The 16095-nt window shown below is 43.4% G+C and carries 16 protein-coding genes and 2 pseudogenes; 11 read left to right on the top strand and 7 right to left on the bottom strand.

The genetic code is table 11. The annotated features are described in order from the left end of the window. Positions 1 to 232: 232 nt before the first annotated feature. From AB4486_RS14085 to AB4486_RS14065, 5 genes are all read left to right on the top strand, one after another. Positions 233 to 928 carry a VC0807 family protein gene (locus tag AB4486_RS14085; protein ID WP_017059114.1) on the top strand — a complete coding sequence of 232 codons (696 nt, stop codon included), beginning with the start codon at positions 233 to 235 and terminating at the stop codon, positions 926 to 928. A gap of 356 nt (positions 929 to 1284) precedes the next feature. Continuing rightward, complete coding sequence (locus tag AB4486_RS14080) at positions 1285 to 1560, top strand: HU family DNA-binding protein (RefSeq protein ID WP_017059113.1); 276 nt, start codon at positions 1285 to 1287, stop codon at positions 1558 to 1560. Positions 1561 to 1585: 25 nt separating this feature from the next. Then, on the top strand, positions 1586 to 1729 hold the full coding sequence (locus AB4486_RS14075) for a hypothetical protein (RefSeq protein ID WP_017059112.1): 144 nt from the start codon (positions 1586 to 1588) through the stop codon (positions 1727 to 1729). Between the two features lie 320 nt (positions 1730 to 2049). Further along, positions 2050 to 2952 carry a VirK/YbjX family protein gene (locus AB4486_RS14070; protein WP_133151375.1) on the top strand — a complete coding sequence of 301 codons (903 nt, stop codon included), beginning with the start codon at positions 2050 to 2052 and terminating at the stop codon, positions 2950 to 2952. Positions 2953 to 3220: 268 nt separating this feature from the next. Further along, on the top strand, positions 3221 to 4924 hold the full coding sequence (locus AB4486_RS14065; RefSeq protein WP_372117424.1) for an FAD-dependent oxidoreductase: 1704 nt from the start codon (positions 3221 to 3223) through the stop codon (positions 4922 to 4924). A gap of 145 nt (positions 4925 to 5069) precedes the next feature. Here the strand turns inward: AB4486_RS14065 and AB4486_RS14060 are convergent, their stop codons facing one another. The 3 genes and pseudogenes from AB4486_RS14060 to pnuC form a co-directional block, all read right to left on the bottom strand. Further along, complete coding sequence (locus AB4486_RS14060; RefSeq protein ID WP_372117421.1) at positions 5070 to 5750, bottom strand: Crp/Fnr family transcriptional regulator; 681 nt, start codon at positions 5748 to 5750, stop codon at positions 5070 to 5072. Between the two features lie 125 nt (positions 5751 to 5875). After that, complete coding sequence (locus tag AB4486_RS14055; protein WP_372117419.1) at positions 5876 to 6604, bottom strand: nucleoside phosphorylase; 729 nt, start codon at positions 6602 to 6604, stop codon at positions 5876 to 5878. Positions 6605 to 6612: 8 nt separating this feature from the next. Then, a pseudogene (pnuC, locus tag AB4486_RS14050) lies at positions 6613 to 7343 on the bottom strand (nicotinamide riboside transporter PnuC). A gap of 365 nt (positions 7344 to 7708) precedes the next feature. Between pnuC and AB4486_RS14045 the strand changes: the two are divergent. Further along, positions 7709 to 7912 (top strand): hypothetical protein, encoded by a 204-nt coding sequence (locus tag AB4486_RS14045; protein WP_017059106.1) that lies wholly within the window; start codon positions 7709 to 7711, stop codon positions 7910 to 7912. Positions 7913 to 7954: 42 nt separating this feature from the next. Here AB4486_RS14045 and AB4486_RS14040 read toward each other — a convergent pair. Continuing rightward, positions 7955 to 8083: pseudogene (locus AB4486_RS14040) on the bottom strand (ABC transporter substrate-binding protein); the annotation flags it as partial. A gap of 34 nt (positions 8084 to 8117) precedes the next feature. Further along, positions 8118 to 8567: a PaaI family thioesterase gene (locus AB4486_RS14035; protein ID WP_372101449.1), complete on the bottom strand. Its 450-nt coding sequence runs from the start codon at positions 8565 to 8567 to the stop codon at positions 8118 to 8120. Between the two features lie 34 nt (positions 8568 to 8601). Here AB4486_RS14035 and AB4486_RS14030 point away from each other — a divergent pair, with 34 nt between their 5' ends. Further along, a complete protein-coding gene (locus AB4486_RS14030; protein ID WP_029235478.1) occupies positions 8602 to 8880 on the top strand; it encodes a DUF134 domain-containing protein in 279 nt (92 codons plus the stop codon). Positions 8881 to 8943: 63 nt separating this feature from the next. Here the strand turns inward: AB4486_RS14030 and nqrM are convergent, their stop codons facing one another. Beyond that, positions 8944 to 9141, bottom strand: coding sequence for a (Na+)-NQR maturation NqrM (gene nqrM / locus AB4486_RS14025; protein WP_017059103.1), 198 nt, complete (start codon positions 9139 to 9141; stop codon positions 8944 to 8946). After that, positions 9138 to 9584 (bottom strand): NifB/NifX family molybdenum-iron cluster-binding protein, encoded by a 447-nt coding sequence (locus AB4486_RS14020; RefSeq protein ID WP_017059102.1) that lies wholly within the window; start codon positions 9582 to 9584, stop codon positions 9138 to 9140. Before AB4486_RS14020 ends, nqrM begins: the two co-directional genes overlap by 4 nt. Positions 9585 to 10058: 474 nt before the next feature. Here AB4486_RS14020 and AB4486_RS14015 point away from each other — a divergent pair, with 474 nt between their 5' ends. The 4 genes from AB4486_RS14015 to AB4486_RS14000 all read left to right on the top strand — a co-directional run bounded on the left by AB4486_RS14015 (position 10059) and on the right by AB4486_RS14000 (position 15987). Beyond that, positions 10059 to 10781, top strand: coding sequence for a DUF1007 family protein (locus tag AB4486_RS14015; protein WP_029235926.1), 723 nt, complete (start codon positions 10059 to 10061; stop codon positions 10779 to 10781). A gap of 94 nt (positions 10782 to 10875) precedes the next feature. Beyond that, positions 10876 to 11973 carry a nickel/cobalt transporter gene (locus AB4486_RS14010; RefSeq protein ID WP_372117417.1) on the top strand — a complete coding sequence of 366 codons (1098 nt, stop codon included), beginning with the start codon at positions 10876 to 10878 and terminating at the stop codon, positions 11971 to 11973. Between the two features lie 489 nt (positions 11974 to 12462). Further along, positions 12463 to 13980, top strand: coding sequence for an esterase/lipase family protein (locus AB4486_RS14005; protein ID WP_372110580.1), 1518 nt, complete (start codon positions 12463 to 12465; stop codon positions 13978 to 13980). 12 nt (positions 13981 to 13992) lie between these two features. Beyond that, a complete protein-coding gene (locus AB4486_RS14000; RefSeq protein WP_372117414.1) occupies positions 13993 to 15987 on the top strand; it encodes a choice-of-anchor X domain-containing protein in 1995 nt (664 codons plus the stop codon). The last annotated feature ends 108 nt before the right edge of the window (positions 15988 to 16095 follow it).

Here is a 16095-nt window from a genome sequence, read left to right as displayed (position 1 = left end):
CGCAATAAACTGAATTAGGTTTGAATAAACTAAACCAAAATTTCCACTCGATTTCCCCAAGTCGGCCAGATAAACATCCCTCACAAAGTATTAAATTGAGCGTTATATAGGCTCAGAGATGTCGTTGATGTCACATGTCGTTACACAGCATGACGCCTTAAGGCTTTACATCTTGGGCGAGGTAAACAACAATCCCTGAGAATAAATCCATAACATAATGTATTTAGAAATTATGAGTAACACAGAAAACAAAAAATCGAGTCCTCTTTTCGAAGTCGTGTTTAACGTCTTTCTTCCTTCATTCATTTTAATGAAGTTCAGTGGAGATGAGCATCTCGGAACAGGCTTAGCTTTGCTTGTTGCCCTTGCCTTCCCTATTGCTTATGGTGGCATGGAGTTAATCCGCAATAAGAAGTTCAACTTCATCGCTGCGCTCGGCTTTGTAAGCGTGCTATTGACGGGCGGTATTGGTTTCTTTGAGCTAGACACTCGTTGGTTAGCACTAAAAGAAGCATTAATCCCTGGTCTAATTGGTTTGGCGGTTCTTGGCTCAACCTTCACCCGCTACCCGTTTATCCAGAAAGTTATCTTCACACCGGCCCTGTTAAATATCTCTCTTATTGAAGAGCGCCTAAAGCAGTTCGGTAACCAAGCAAAGTTTGATCGTTGTCTAATGACATCCAACTACCTATTCGCGAGTACTTTCGCATTTTCTTCAGCTATGAACTACTTCCTAGCGACTTGGATTGTGACTAGCCCTGCTGGCACCGCTGCCTTTAATGAAGAACTTGGCAAGCTGACACTTTACAGCTACCCAGCAATCGCCATCCCAAGCATGCTGATGATGTTAGGTATTTTCTACTACATTTGGCGTCAAGTTCGCACGATGACATCACTAGAAACAGAACAAATTTTTATTACTAAATAGTTCTGAATTAACAAATCGCTCTGACAGCACAACATGAAGCCCAGCAATTAAGCTGGGCTTCTTTGTTTTTACTCTTTCGTTATCAACGTGATAGATGACAGCTTCGATTTGGATTATGAATCGAACGGGCAACCCTAATGCTCTTTTCTCAAGTAAATTTGGGCAACATGTCTATAAACCAATAATAATCAATGAATTGCATTGATTGAACCGACAGATGCTTTTATAGTCAATTCTGTTGGTTACTTTACAAAGCTCTACCCGCTCACTGACATTATTTCAATTGCTGTTGATAAGATCGCATAAGCTAGGTGCTAAAGGTAGACGCCAGCCGTACTCAATAAGGAATATAGATTATGAACAAATCTCAATTAGTTGAACACATCGCGACTTCTGCAGACATCTCAAAAGACCAAGCAGGAACAGCACTAAATGCGCTAGTTGAAGGTATCTCTACTTCGCTTGCGAACGGTGATGACGTATCGATCCTTGGATTTGGTAGCTTTAAAGTTAACTCTCGAGCTGCTCGCACTGGTCGTAACCCGCGAACCGGAGAAGAGATTCAGATTGCCGCATCAAAGACGCCAGCATTTAAAGCGGGCAAGGCACTAAAAGAAACGTGCAACCTGTAACACAAAAAACACAAGGAAGATTACGATGACGACTAAGGAAAAAGCGAAAACGAGCCGAAGCAAAAAAGCAGGCAAGTCGACTAAAGCGCAAGCCGAAACGCCTAAGACTCGTCAACGCATTGAAGAGCTTCTCGAAGAGCGTGAACTGGCTAAACTGTTAGAACTTTAGTTTATATAAGAACTAAAGTTTAGGTTTAAGCAAGGTGATAGTTTGTTATCGTTCTAATGCCACTGCAGATTTGTAGTGGCATTTTTGATTTAGGAGCAAGCGCCTCTAATAAATAACATTGATACCCCTCCCCACTAAAGCGACAAACACATCTGTCCAAAATCTGAACGCTAAGTAACTGATTGAGTTACATAGCTATACATATCCATACTTACCCAAATCACCTTTTTCACTATCATCATTTTCTTGTTATTGGTGAGATTATTGGAAGGGTTCATGACACGACTATGTTCGAGCAATCCTTCTTCTTTGAGGTGATTATGAATGTCGTTCGCATGGGGATTGAAGCAAATACCCATAAAAATAAGGGTAAGTACAAAGCGATAGTTAAGTTTACTATTCGAGCCCTGTTTTATTATTCAGCTACTCGAAAAATGAGTAATAATTTCAACTCTGAAGAGAGAAAGTTATTATTTATCAAGCAACCCAACTTCCTTTCTAAATTTGTGACTCCCTACTTATGTACTGGCTTTAGCAATAAAGAAAAGATCGATATCTTATCCAAACACTACGACTGGTTTGAAAACACCTTCGCAACAGAAGCTAGACACCAAATCTATAACGAAAGGCTCAATCTTTTAAAACTTGAGATAGATGACAACGTTTATCTGGTTAATCTCAGCTTCGAAAGAAACGCGAGAAAAGAAGGTGAACTGACAATTTCATTGACCAACTCTCAACTCGAAAAAATGTATACCATTTCGTTTACTGTTTTCGACAACAACATCTACATCGGCGGTATACAGGGTGGCGCCAATGACAATGGATTTAGCCGCACATTCACCAAAGCTTTTTACGGTTTAAGACCTAAATCCTTCATGGTAGAAACACTACGACTGCTCGCTATTAACTTGGGTATCGACAATATCTATGCGGTAAAAGAGTCTGGTCATGTCTCGAACTCATTACGCTACGGTAAGAAAAACAAAGACATCAGCCTTAAATACGACAGTCTGTGGGAAGAGCACGATGGACAGGTGCATGATAACTATTTCTATCGTCTCCCGACAAACCCGAACAGGAAAGATCTTGAAGCTCTAAAACGTCAAAAGCGTAAGTTGTATCGCGAGCGTTATGCCTGGCTAGATCTGTATGAACAAGATCTGAAGAACGTAATCAGTCAGCACATCCATGATCCTGTTCATTATGCTCATGACAGTTAATTTGGCTAACCTGTACTCGACTCGCTAACGCGTATTACCTTTACTAGCGTGCTTTAGTCTAATCACAGCCCTTGGACCAAACGCTCAATCCCGAGGTGATAGCTTTAAAATAAATATTAGACAATGCTAATTTACATCTTTATAGTATCTAGGTATTTCGAAAACTACTCAATCGCCGGCGACCAGCCAGTACTGATCATTAAGAAGATACAAGCTCTATGCTCGGCAATTTGTATAGTTAAACTTAGAGACAGTAATAGGTAAACGTATGACTAAAATTGTAATCATCGGTGGCGTAGCTGGAGGTGCTTCAGCTGCTGCACGCGCTCGTCGTCTTAGTGAAGAAGCCGAAATCATAATGTTTGAACGAGGACCATTCGTCTCTTTTGCCAACTGTGGATTGCCATACCACATAGGTGGCGATATCGAGGATAGAAGCAAGCTTCTGTTACAAACACCTGAAAGCTTCTTAGCTCGCTTCAATGTTGACGCACGAGTGATGAACGAAGTTACCTCTATTGATCGCACCAATAAAACCGTTACAGTCAAAAATCTTGTTGATGGTAATCACTACAGCGAGAGTTACGACTTCTTATTACTCAGCCCTGGAGCCGGTGCCGTCGTTCCTCCCATCTCAGGAATCGATAACCCCCTCACCCATTCACTACGCAATATTCCAGATATGGATCGCATCATCGAAACAATCCAAATGAATAAACCTGAGCACGCGACAGTTGTTGGCGGTGGCTTTATCGGCTTGGAAATGATGGAAGCGTTTCATCAGCTTGGGATCAAGACTTCGTTGATTGAGATGGCTGACCAAGTAATGACGCCAGTAGACCGGGAAATGGCCGGCTTTGCCCATGCGGAGATTCGTGACAAAGGCATCGACCTAAAACTCGGCGTCGCGCTTGAGTCTGTGAAATATATACCTAACGAACACATCGCAAGTTTTGATTCAGGCGAGAGCGAGAAGCACCAACACATAGAGGGTGAATTAGAATTAACACTTAATAATGGCGAGTCATTAACTACTGATATCTTAATCATGGCTATCGGTGTGCGTCCTGAGACTAAGTTAGCAAAAGAAGCAGGACTTCAAATTGGCGAACTAGGTGGTATCTACACCAATGAAATGATGCAGACTAGCGATCCTAGCATCTACGCTGTGGGTGATGTGGTCGAAGAAAAAGACTTTGTCACAGGTGCACAAACTCTAGTTCCGCTTGCTGGCCCTGCTAACCGTCAAGGTCGTATGGCTGCCGACAACATGCTCGGACGCAATGAAATCTATCAAGGTACACAGGGCACAGCTATCTGTAAGATTTTTGACCTAGCCGTTGCCTCAACAGGGAAAAACGAAAAACAGTTGAAGCGTGAAGGCGTCGACTATGAAAAAGTCTATGTGCATACCGCAAGCCACGCTAGCTACTATCCTGGCGCTGAGATTGTCTCGTTCAAGATGTTATTCGCCCCTAAGACAGGGAAAATACTAGGTGCGCAAGCCGTCGGTAAAGATGGCGTTGATAAACGCATTGATGTTATGGCAGTAGCTCAACGTGCAGGTATGACCGTTGATCAGCTTCAACACCTTGAATTAACCTATGCACCACCTTACGGGAGTGCCAAAGACGTGATTAACCAAGCCGCATTTGTTGCCAACAATATTATTAAAGGTGACGCGACACCTATTCATTTCGATGAGATTGCAACATTAAGCGACAACCAACTCCTACTCGATGTTCGTAACCCTAGCGAACTAGAAAATGGTGGCTTTATTGAAGGCGCAATCAACATTCCTGTCGACCAACTGCGTCACCGCATGGACGAACTATCAAAAGACAAAGAGATTGTAATCTACTGCCAAGTCGGGTTACGTGGTAACGTAGCTTATCGCCAACTCGTCAACAACGGCTTTAAAGCACGCAACTTAATCGGTGGTTATAGAACACTCATGTATGCAAAAGCTTAAGGATTAATACTTAGTCGCCGGTAATGGTGCGCGGACACTTACGGGCTAGTTGCTGAGAGAAAGTCGCTCATAAATAGATGCGAGTAGTTAATAGTAAACATTGAAAAACCGAGCTTGGCATTTAAGTAAGTGCCAAGCTCTTTTATTATTCGTAGGAGTCAATAAAAGCTTGCAGTGCTCGCTGATCGACAATTTCTAACCCTTGCTCTCCTTTTCTGATGAAACCTTTGTCTAATAGGTCTTTAACCGCTCTTCGATACACTCTGCTCGATGTGCCAAAACGTTCCGCTTCTTGATTCACTTTATCGAAACCGCCTAACACAGTATTTGTCTCGCTTTGAACCAATAAGTCGTAGGCAATGTTGTAGGTAATTGAGTGTAAAAGACGGTTAGTGTAAATACCCATAGAGTCTTGATAATCTTCCGCCAATGCAGAGGCAAAGAAGAACATCATCCCCGGATTTTCAAGTAGTGCTTCTGCTAATCTCTGAATGCAAATAACATCAACTTGCATGTGTTCATCAGCCACTACGTTCCACTGACAAGGGGTCTGCGTGAAAAACTCCATCTCACCGAAGATATGGTAATCACAATTCACTTCGCCCAATTGAAAGCGTCGCCCATTAGCCGCGGAAATACTCATAGAGACTCTTCCTGCGGGCACTACATAAAGATACTGAAGCTGCTCACCTTGACGTAGGATTTCATCATTTTGATTGAAGTAACGAGAGTTAAATTGGTGTTGGTAGATGAGATCTCTAAATTCAGAGCTTTTTTGTTCTAAGTAGTTTTTAAAGCGTCCGCTTGAGTATGGTGCAATCTTCATACTTACTCTCTCATTGCATTACTGCTGTTTATATTCAAACGATTGTAACCACTTAAACCACAGGAGAGAACCCAATAAAAAAGCGACGGTCTCCCGTCGCTTTCGTCTTGCATTTATTCAGGCTCTTATTGAGTAATTAATGCTTCCAGTGCCGCTAATGACGCTAGCCGCTCTCCTTGCATCATTGCCTCAGCCTCATCGACATATTGCCCAACGCCCTCTTTTACATCTTGTTCATACAAGACAACATTGTTCAAGATAGAAGCTACATTAAGCCCTCTCAAGCGTCCAACGGTAAACAACGCGGATGTTTCCATGTCTGCACCTAAAATGCTTTTGCCATTCCAGTACTGACAAAGCGCCTGTTCATCATCGGTATAAAAGCTATCGTGTGAGCGCACTGTTCCTAAATAGTAAGGTGTTGACTGCTGCTGCAAGAACCCATCTAGCTCTTTGAGCAGGGAGAAGCTTGCATAAGCGGGATACGACGGTTTAACGTAAGCCGCAGATCCCCCCTCATCACGAACCGCGCCCTCTGCAATAATTAGCTCACCAAGCCCGATATGTGACTGCATTGCGCCTGCAGACCCTACTCGGACAATATGAGTCACACCACAAAACTTAAGCTCTTCTACCGCAATGATCATTGAAGGTGCACCAATGCCCGTGCTGCAAACCGATATCGCTTTACCTTGATATTGACCAGTGAAGATTCGATATTCACGGTTTTCAGAGACCAGTTCAGCATGTTCAAGCAAGTTAGCGATTCGATTCGCTCTATCTGGCTCACCACAAACAATAACTAACGGAGCAATTTGCGTTTCATCAACGCAGATATGAGGTTGCTTTGCCATCTTCACTCCTAAGAAGCCGTTGCTTGAGTTAACGATTTATCACTGTTTCGTTTAGCTGTGCGTGCCCACTCACGAGTACCGTTTGCCGCAATAAACAGATTGCGTATTGAACAGACATTGCGTACACACCCTGCGTCGCATAAATACCAACGCTGATAATGTTAATCACAATCCACAGTATCCAGTTTTCAACATACTTACGTGTCATAAGAACTTGAGCAACAATAGATAGAATGGTCATCGTGGCATCCCAGAATGGGAACGCATCCGGTTCAAGCACTGGCTCCGCTAAATCCGCACCAAATAGATTCAAGCTATCTACCGCGATGTTTGCTAGCGCAAAAAAGAATGGGTCGATGTACATAGTTAACAAAGCAATAGAAATCACACACGCTACGGCCGTTGCTACTAGTTTATTTTGGCTCAACCAACGAACTTCTAGCGTTTCACCTTGCTCATTAGGACGTGTCCATGCGTACCAACCGTAAATGTTGGCACAGAAGAAGAACAATTGAAGAAGTAGCAGTCCGTATAACTGAATTTGGAAAAAGATAACCGCAAATAAGGTGACATTCAGCAATCCGAACAGGTAGTTAATGGTTTTTTCTTGGCTTGCAAACCAAATACACAACAGACCAAACACGGTGCCGAATGCTTCAATCCAGCTCATCGCGTAGCCACCCCCTATTGGGATATTGACTAAGGTATTATTGATATCAAGTAGGGCGAATAGGTCCATAGGGGTGTCCTTTATTATTTGATTTTTGTAGCACCTATATTATTGCGCCGATAGAAACAAAGAGGAGGACATTTGTCCCCCCTAGAATGCATGCGATCATAAATCAGAATATTAAATCCGGAAAATCAATTTCACGGGAAGATGTCATAGCCCTCCCACAGTCTCGAACTCGAAACTCCAGCACCAGAACAGCCCCCTTCCAAAAACGAAATTTTAGCTTACTGGCTTAACGCCGATATCGCATTGACGGTTACGTTTGAGAAGCGCATGATTTTATTTCGAGCAGAATCGTTGTCTGGCGTGTTAACCGTGTAATCGCCCCAAAACTCGTTCTGTGCAACGTACTCAATTGTATGGCAGGTCACATGAATAAAGTAATTATGTTAGTAATGGGGCTGCTTTTTACCAGTCGATTGTTTGCCAGTATTGTTCCTCATGTTGGTCAACTTGAGCATGATGCGCCTATTCTCCTTCGCTCGGCATTGATTGTAGGGGTTGCGGCTTACGCGGTTTGGAGTGCATTTAAATACTTCAAAAAGATCAAGGCCTCAGATTCAGATCAACTGTAACGGCGAAAGTCCAAAAGCTTTTGAATAAGCCTCTAATTTCGATTACTGATCTGCGAAATAATCGACCAAGATTTTACGCCACTTTCGTGACTCACGAATCTTCAACAGGGCGCGGTTAATCTCTTCTTCGTACACGTTATTTTCAGTGATTATGAAACCGTAGTTGGACTTTTATAACTGATAAAACAACACCGCTATACCAAGCTTAAGTTTGATAGCTAGAAACTGACATAAACTGACTTTGTGCCGACGAACATAACTTTCCGCACTGAGTAATTTGGCTTTCTAGGAAGTAGATATTACGTCTACTTTTCACCCACTGGGCACGAACTTCCAGTTCTTGACCAATCAAAATCGGATGATGAAAACGAGAGGTTAAACTCACCGTCATCGCCTTGATATCATTCTGAAATAGACAATGCAACATCGCGCTGTCATGCAGTGTAGTGACAATGCCACCTTGCATGATGCCATCGTAGCCCTCAGTTTTATCTGTTGGTACAATCTTGGCTCTGGTTTTATATTTAGCTACTGCCTCATGCTTAGTTAAAGTGTCATGCTCGCCAATAGCTTCAAAACAAATGGCGCTGTCGTTGAAAAAACCTTGGCTGCACACTTGGCAACGCCGATGATTGTGTGGAATGAAAACCTTCATACTTACCTTTACCCATAGATTGCTAGAGATTGATATGGCTCGACCAAAAAAACATCGCCAGTTGTGTACCCGTACGGCTTACTCTTGTTTTAAGCCCAATGGTGTTCCTATGGACGAGCTTCATAAAGAAGAATTGCTATTGGAAGAGCTCGAAGCCTTGCGCTTGGCTGATCAAGAAGGCCTGAGCCAGCTTGAAGCCGCTGAACAAATGCAGGTGTCTCGCCAAACGTTCGGCAACATTATCAAGCGTGCACGAGCTAAAGTCGCCAAGTGCATCGTCAATGGTCACGCGTTGGTGATTCAAAGTAGTTAATTAACGTGTTAGCCAGAAGTTATTTAACTCAGTGAGCGAGAACTCTGATGCTTACTTCGATACTTAGCTTGATGGCTCAGTAATCTGATACAGCTTTTTGCTTTGCCCTTCACACACATCCTTGCAATTGCATTCACGCTCAATATCTAACTGCGCCAATCCTCCACAGCTGCCTTTGATTGGCTTGCGCGAAAAAATCACGCCTATCGCCATCAATGTAACGACTCCGACAAACCCCAATAGCGTCAACAAAAAGGTCATTGTCGGAACCCTCGAATAGCACCTAGCTGATTAGGCTGTACCATTAGAATCGAAGCTTGTTTTTTGTGCCCGTTTTCGCCGCACGTTTTATTGCCACACCCACTATTTCTCGGCTCGCGACCATAATCGAGATCGGTCACTTCCCGTAGATTGTCGAAATCCAAAGCCCCGATTTCTGCCTTACCTGTCGATGCCAAGACTCGAATATCGTTATTGAACAAGTGCGCCAGCATCTTCTTACCAATATAACGAACCACCACAGATTTCACATCGTAAGAACGGAGAACCGAAATCCATTGCTTCTTTTTATTGCAAGAGGTGTCGGAGTCAATCAAAGGAACAATCTGTTTTATCTGTCGTTGTTCATCGACAATCGCGATCTGTGGGGAACGAGCAAAGTGGTTGCCAACATGAAGGTCGCGACAAGGTACTGCGTATAACATAGTAACTTCCTGTTATTGATGATCAGGAGTTCAGCATACGCCCCATTATTAGCATATGCCAATAACTATCATGTGAAAAATAAGATTTACTGGATCGATAACTAAGATCACAAGCACCCAAACTTACCGTCATCTTCAGCCTATCTCAGTTACCTTTCAAATAACCATATATACTAGGGGGTAGTATTTTTACTGGGGGTATTTTTTGCGTTGTTAATGCCTGTTATCAAGAGCCAAGCTCAAACCCATTACAAAAAGGCCTCGCACAACCGAGAGCTTAATCGACTATTCAACGTCACACACTAGTCTGAATAATGTCGAATTAGGGACCAATCAAAGATGTTTATAGGAAAAATAGGTTGGATTGAAAATCAAGAATTGCAGTCGGCTTCAATGTAAACAAGCTTATATTTGAAGTGAACAACGCATCGGGTTGTTATAATATAACATCACACTAAATTACCATCATTTCTCATGAAACAGCCATTTATTCTAATCGATGTCATCAATCGCCTCTCCACACGCTATGTAAGCCGTTTCTCGACATGCTTTCGCTCTCTCAAGGGCTTGACTGTTGGCCTAGCATTATTGTGTTTTGCGCCAAATCTATATGCCCACCCTCACTCTTGGATAGAGATGAAAACTCATATTGAGGGAGAGAATGGCATGATCACCGGTCTCTCTATGGAGTGGTCTTTTGATGCAATGACCTCGATGTACATGTTGGATGGAGAAGACGTCTCTGCCGATACAGAAACTGAAACATTCAAAAAGCTCGCTGCGTCTGTAATCGAAAACATGATGTACGAGCACTACTTCACGTACTTTTATGATGGTGAAGAGCCCATCAAATATCAGGTGGTTGAGAACGCAAAGTTTGAGCGTGATAAAGCCAAGATGGTTCTAACATTTGACCTACCACTTTCTAAACCTAAGCCTGTGACACGAAACTCGCTTCGCGTATTGATTTTTGACCCTAGTTACTTTGTCGACATGTCGTGGCTATCCAACAGCGACGTGACATTGTCACCTGAACTAGCAAGACAATGCCATTTAGAATTAATCGAGCCTAACCCGACGCCAGAGCAAATGAGTTATGCAATGTCTTTACCTGTCGATGCAGATCCAGATAACACGCTAGGCCAACTGTTTACACAATCGGTTGAGCTTCATTGTGCGGCGGTTCCCGCTTCTTAGTCGCAGTGATTCGTTTCAGCCTTTAAGTCAGCGTCTAGCTGATTAAGCATGGCAACTAATTAACAGAAAGATTTCAGATATAGGTTCTTGTTAAATGAAGAAAAATCAATCCAAAATCAATCACTACCTCATTGGTGCTGGCGCGTTCGTGCTTATTGCTATTGGTGCGTATCAACTGTGGTCCATGTGGCCATCATTAGTTATCTCTAGCATTCAATGGCAAAGAGAAGTCAATTCAGAACTTGCAGACCTGCTCTATGAAGCTAAATCCAACCCTTGGGGCGCAGGCAGTTACCTTATCGGGTTCAGCTTTATCTATGGCATGCTTCATTCTTTGGGGCCTGGGCACGGCAAAGTTATCGTGTCGACTTACTTAGCGACTCACCCAACCAAAGCCAAGGCGAGTTTAGTGCTTACGGTCGTCTCCGCTTTTTTACAAGCATTGGTCGCAATCTTACTAGTAAGCGTGTTGCTGTGGGGCTTTAGTGCTTCCATGCGAGTAGTGAATGACAAAGCGAATATGTTTGTTTCATTAAGCTTTGCCTTAGTCGCGGTCGTCGGCGCGCTTATATGTTGGAAGGCTTTGAAAAACATCTACACCGCTATGCGTAAGCCTAAGCTGAAAGTGAAAGCCATCACTACACTCGCAACAGACACAGCTGCGACAATTTCAGCGCGTTCGCCAATGGAACTTCGTTCATCAATATCAGCCCCTTCTCCGATAATCGACGCTACTAGCACAATGCAAGCCGCAGCTAACACTCATGCAGATCATTCTCATGCCGACTGTGGGTGCGGCCACCAGCATGTTGCCGATGCAGACGCAATTAACAAAGCCTCAACGCTCCGAGAATATGCTGGAATTATAGTGACGATTGGCGTAAGACCGTGCACCGGAGCCATCATGGTACTGCTTTTCGCAAACATGGTTGGCCTATATTGGATGGGCGTATTGAGCGCCTTTGCGATGGCCGTAGGGACAGCATTAACAACCTCATTAATCGCAATGATGACGCTAACAGGCAAACACTTAGTGAAGCGCTACTTGGCAGCAGGCAACAAGAACAGCAATGCCTCATTGAAAGCCGCAGGTCATTATTTACAACTCTTTGGTGGGGTTTTGCTTGTCTTAATTGGCTTGTTGCTAATGAGTGGACAAGACAGCGGTATGTCGCCTGTTTTCACTATGTAGCGAACGATGTAATAACAAACCTCAGTTTATTGCGACCTTTACCATTTTTACTAAAAAACACTAGCCCTTATCTCTCAAATCTGAATTAACAGCCACATAATTTCTACTAACCTAACTTTGCACAGCCAGTTAGGTTAGTAGTCAGCCATTCAGAACAGCGCGCTCTATGTAGTTCTGTAACAAACCTACATCCAACTTTGATTTTCCTATTCTTAGCTACTCTTTCATAAACTAACTTAGATTGTTCTAACAATATTAGAGCACTATCCCCCTCCTTTTGAAAATAAGGACATAACTTCCGCAATCCAGAAACTACGATCGCACTCTTCCTATTTTGAAAAAAAATAGAGCAGCAGTTTTATCAATTGAGTAACAAGCCGAAATTATACCCAATAAATTTCACATCAAACTCCAAGCCTTTACCTTACAACTACAGATAGAGCTTTCTTCAACCAAATTCTTGGATAACCTATACTCAAAGGTAAACAAATGAAACTATACATTCCGAGCGCCACGCTCAGTGTTTTGTTACTTTCTCCGAGTTTCGCGAGTGCCGAAGATATACCTGATTCACACGAATTGCGTAATTTCTCGATGCGTTCACAAAGCTCTGGGATAGCCCCACCGCAAGAAGTACTCGGCGTTTATGTTGTCAATTCTGGTCCTGGTCTGGATACCGGTTGTACCTATGCTTCTGGCGGACCTCTACTTATCTCTTTACCTGTTCCTATGGTTGTCAGCCCCAACGTTTTACAAAGTGACGGGAGAATTGCCCCAAGTAAACTGGGCGATATGCAGCAAAAAGGCGTTCTCGGTTCTAACGCAAGGATTAGCATGCCGGTCTTCGACATAGACTCCAATGCCAACGTCAGTAATATTGCTCCAGAAATAGATGTCGTATCTTTTAACGGAAAATCTTTAGGTACGCTGCAAGGCTCTGATAACCGCTGGACGGATACTAACCTTCAAGTCGATATCAGTGATATCAAGTTCGGCCAAAACAATGAGATTCGCGTCGATATTGATACTGGCAATACGGGAGACAACTGGTGTATGTCTGTCGATTGGGTCTCAATCGAGTTTGATGTTGCCATTCCTGTGATTCTTGCTCATGGCATTGCTGCACAATCAGACACTTGGGATGATGATACGGCTCCAGGCGTGCTTTCTACACTTGATGACTATGGCATTCGTTATACTCGTTTCTCTGCTGACAAAAATGGAACCACAGCGACTAACGCTAATATCTTGAACAACAAAATTCAGGGTTTTCTCGATGAGTTGAAATCCGACAAAGTTCACGTCATTGCACACAGTAAAGGCGGGCTAGATACCCAAAACCTCAAAGCACTTAGCCCTTCCTTTGAGATAACCTCCCTTTCTACTTTCTCCACACCTCACCTTGGTAGCGTCGCAGCAGATTTGTCGGTGATAAAAATGGACCACTACGCCGATATCTACAGTAACGTCAGTACCGATCCAAATAATTACGCTGGCAAGTACATGCAACTCCCAAATATTCCGTTTGCGGGTCCTAAAATGCCTGGTATCCGTGATCTAACAACGGATACAGCATCAAACGCGATCCAAATGCGTACTCGCGGCAATATTGCAAATACATTTTCTATTGGGGCAAATGCCGATCTCAACCAAGACGGTGTTATTGAGAAAGATCCTGATATCGTTGGCCTATTCCCGTGGGGATCGCGTTGGGCAGGCGTTACCGCTTGGCAGGCGCTAAGAAGCTTTAGTTCTGCGGCCTACCTCGATACTCAAACTCAATCGGTCACAATGCCAAGTGTGCATGGACCACAAGCTCATCCAATCACCATAGTCAGTTACCAAGCCATTCAAACAGTACCGCAAGAAAATGATGTTGTTGTGACCTTGGCAAGCGCTAACCCAAGTTATACCAATGCATTGGGTAACGTATTGGCTAACCACTCAACAATGAAAACGGGACAAAACGTTGAACGTTTTCTACAACAAATTATTTCAATGCGCTAAGGAGTGGCCACAATGAAATTCATCAAGCAATTAGTGATGGTGTTCAGTCTTTTCTGTACCTTCATCACACCGGCTATTGCCAGTAATGCAATACCCGTTGGGATGAGTACAAGCACGACACTATCTCAACCAGTGACTAGTAACGATAACGAAGTCACAATGCTATTTACCATCGACAAAGCGGAAGCCCTAAAAGCAGAAATCATCGTGCCGTTGGATGATGCAACCGTATATTTAGTCAAGCCTAACGGGCAAGTCGCAACATCATCCAATGATGTGCAAGCGAACATACTTTCAGGTGACACACAAAGTCCGCCGCTACCGGGCAGCTATTTATTTTTGCCTGAAGTAACTAACCCTGAACCTGGCGAATGGAAGATCGTCGTTGATTTTCCAAACCCAAGTTACAACACAGTAATTATTGCTCAGGTTGCGATCCAATCCCCTATTGCGTTTGGCATGGCGATAGCTGCAAACCAATTTGTGGTCGGTGAACCAGTTCCCGTTTCTGCATTGCTGACAAACAAAGGGAATCCAATCACAGGTGCCCAAACCAGCGCAGTGATCATTGATGAAGCTGGAATAAAAACACGCCTGACGCTTAAAGATGAGGGTGTCAATTTCGATGCTATTGCTAAAGATGGTGTCTACAGCAATATTTTCGTTCCACCCGCTGAAGGGGATTATCTAATTGAAGGCATAACGTCTTTTGAAGAATATGGAACAACTATCACTCGCCAGACAAGTAAAAAAATCCACGTACTACCCTCTGACATTGAATTTGTCAACCTCTCACTCGCTCCACTGTTTTCCTCTGAAGGCTGTGTTATTGCCTTAGAGCAGCGCTTGGAACTTGATGTTAAATCCGCGGGGGATTTTGCCATTCATGGTTACCTCACCGATGGAATTGACGAGCTGAACACAAGCAAACGTCTGCAACTCAAACCTGCGAAGCAAATCGTCACTCTACAGTACTCAACTGAAGATATTTTTGGCGCGTTTGATTCAGCGTCTACTTTGACCTCCAACCCGACGATCATCTACGCAATCACTCAAGATGACATACGAATTTCAGCCCCTCGAATTCAGTTTGAAGAATTTATTGATTTAGCATCTTTTGAGCGTTGCCGCGAACCGATTGAAGTCACGGGGAGTTTAGTCACCACACCGACTATGTCGCAAGATGGAACCTACATTGATTCGCTGAGTTTTGAGTTTCCTATCCATGTTACGCGCAGTGGAACTTACACAGGTTCGGTAAATATCGTTGGTGCAGCCGGAGAGTATTTAGAGCTAGTGAGTTTCCAAGAACCGCTTGAGGCTGGCGAAAACACCATCAAGTTTACCGTTCCTGGTGACACGTTTAAGCAAGCCGATGGTCCTTATGAACTGAACGCACTGCTAATCTACAGTGGCGTTGACTCCTATCGACAAGGAGTTCTCGGTCAAACTCCACCATACCAAGCCTCTGATTTCAGTCCGCCAGTGAATGTGACCCTCCCCTCTAACCTATTCGGTTTGGAAAGAGAAAACTGGCAAGCAACCCCGGCAACACATGTCACGCAACATCGTGTCGGTGGTTACTTAAGAGCGGGGGCTTCAATCCCATACGACTACGAAACACTAGCGAGTTTTGACTTAAGTGAGGTTCGAGGGAAAATTAAACAGGCAACGCTTATTGTTGATTTCGGAGATTCAACTCTTCAATTTCCATTCAACAATGTAACTGCGCATATCGTTAATCAAACTTGGTCTCCAAACACACTGGATTACGACACGTTCTGTGAGTCTTTTACAATATGTGCAGCATGGAGTAATCCACTCACTACATTCAACAACGTAGAAGCCGGTCAAACGCTTAGGTTTACCAACTCTAAACTATTAGAAGCATTAAATGAGAAGAGAGTGTCTGGGTTGAACAAACTAGATATTGCTCTTACCTCTTCTCCCTATGAAAGAAGTTTCTTCATTAACGTTAAGCAGGTGTCATTATTCATCGAGTACTGATCCTAAAACTGAAATAGAATAAGGCCATGCCCAAGGTATCGCTTTGGGCATGGCCTCTCAGAGTGAACAGTGATGAACTTTGCAAGCTTCATATGTTTATTCTGTTAG

Origin of the sequence: Vibrio sp. 10N.222.55.C6, from assembly GCF_041473395.1 — a bacterium.
Lineage (GTDB): Bacteria > Pseudomonadota > Gammaproteobacteria > Enterobacterales > Vibrionaceae > Vibrio > Vibrio crassostreae_C.
This window is presented reverse-complemented; position numbering and strand designations above follow the sequence as displayed.